This is a genomic window from Pseudomonas sp. P5_A12, assembly GCF_056400685.1.
The window spans coordinates 1-1602 of sequence record NZ_JBFUKU010000551.1; the positions used below are offsets into that span (position 1 = coordinate 1).

A 1602-nucleotide genomic window follows, 5' to 3' on the forward strand; every position below is an offset into this window, starting at 1 on the left:
CAATGTCGTATTTCGAGCTTTGAGCCAGAAGCTAAATGTCGTAACCACGGCGGTTGCCTGGAATGCAGATCGGCCCAATCCGCTAGTAGCTGAAGTCGTTGCGCGTTTTCGGGCGAAGGCGTGAGTAGATCGGGAACGCGAAAGTTTAGTGATAGGTTTAGCGTATCAAAGCCTTCCACAATCAGGATTTTACAGAACACACGAATCCCTTGAAATTGCATATCTGACTGCCAGCGACTCTCGTGTGGCGGTAATCCTTTTCGTTCAAGGAGCTATTAACGTGTCCTCATCCGAAACGTTCACTCACACGCAACTCCCTCTGACGATAGAGGGTGTCCAGCTGAACGTCGCCGCCATTCACAGGAATGGCGATTTGGCGCCGATTGTATTCCTGCATGGTTTTGGTTCGACCAAAGAGGACTATGCCGATATCGCGCTGCAGGCGGAATTCGTCGGTCATCCTTTCATCGCCTACGACGCCCCCGGATGCGGGGAAAGCCAGTGCAGTGACCTTTCCAAGGTTTCCATCCCATTTTTTATGCAGGTAGCACTGCAGGTGCTGGAGCATTTCGAAATCGAGCGCTTCCATCTGGTCGGTCACTCCATGGGTGGGTTGACTGCTCTGATGCTGGCCCATCAGTTCCCGGAGCGGGTAATTAGTTTTGTCGATATAGAGGGCAATATTGCTCCGGAAGACTGCTTCCTCAGCCGTCAGATAGTCGACTATCCGAGTAATGATCCCGAGGCATTTTTCGCTGCCTTCATCAAACGTGCCAGGCACGCCCCGGCATACGCCAGCGCATTGTATTCGGCGAGCTTGAGACACAAGGTGCGTGCTGGGGCAGTACGAGGGATTTTCGAGTCGATGGTCGATCTGTCCGACAACGCCGATCTGATGGGTAAATTTCTTGGATTGAAGTGCCCGCGAATGTTCATGTACGGCGAGCAGAACGCGTCACTGTCCTATCTTCCGCATATCCAGGCTCAGGGCGTACGCCTGGCGCAAATTCCCGCCTGCGGACACTTTCCTATGTATTCCAACCCGATCGCGATGTGGAGCCAAATCGCTGATTTTCTGACCAGCAGCCAATCCGGATAAGTCTGGTCGTCTTGAGCGCTCCCTGATACTTCGCGGGAGCCTGACAGGCTTGGCGGTTGCGATTCAAAAAGCAAGTTCAGCTATTTCACGTGCCCCCTTGCAGTGGCTTGTAAGGGTGCGTGCACGCTTGAAATCTATAACAACAAGAGGTTCAAATCATGCTTGAAGTCATTAACAGCTTTCTTTCTGGAAAGCTCCTGATCGTGCTCATCGTGGGCCTAGGTGGCTACTTCACCATCCGTTCGCGCTTTGTGCAGTTCCGCCATTTCCTACATATGTTCAGTGTTTTTCGCGATAGCGTTCAGAAGAGTGCGGGCCAGATCAGCTCATTCCAAGCGTTAATGCTCAGCCTGGCGGGTCGCGTGGGCGCGGGAAATATAGCCGGTGTCGGATTGGCGGTGACGCTGGGCGGGCCTGGCGCGGTGTTCTGGATGTGGGTGACCGCGCTGGTGGGTATGTCCACCAGCTTCTTTGAATGTAGTTTGGGGCATCTGTACATACGG

Annotated in this window: 2 protein-coding genes and 1 pseudogene; all 3 read left to right on the plus strand. The window is 53.4% G+C overall.

Annotation, left to right across the window (positions count from 1 at the left end):
* Positions 1 to 124 (plus strand): annotated as a pseudogene (locus tag AC1DSG_RS31010) (LysR family transcriptional regulator); the annotation flags it as partial.
* Between the two features lie 156 nt (positions 125 to 280).
* Positions 281 to 1099 carry an alpha/beta fold hydrolase gene (locus AC1DSG_RS31015; RefSeq protein ID WP_477794273.1) on the plus strand — a complete coding sequence of 273 codons (819 nt, stop codon included), beginning with the start codon at positions 281 to 283 and terminating at the stop codon, positions 1097 to 1099.
* A 158-nt stretch (positions 1100 to 1257) separates the two neighbouring features.
* Positions 1258 to 1602 (plus strand): alanine:cation symporter family protein (locus AC1DSG_RS31020; RefSeq protein WP_477794274.1); only part of this gene is annotated, 345 nt, incomplete at its 3' end.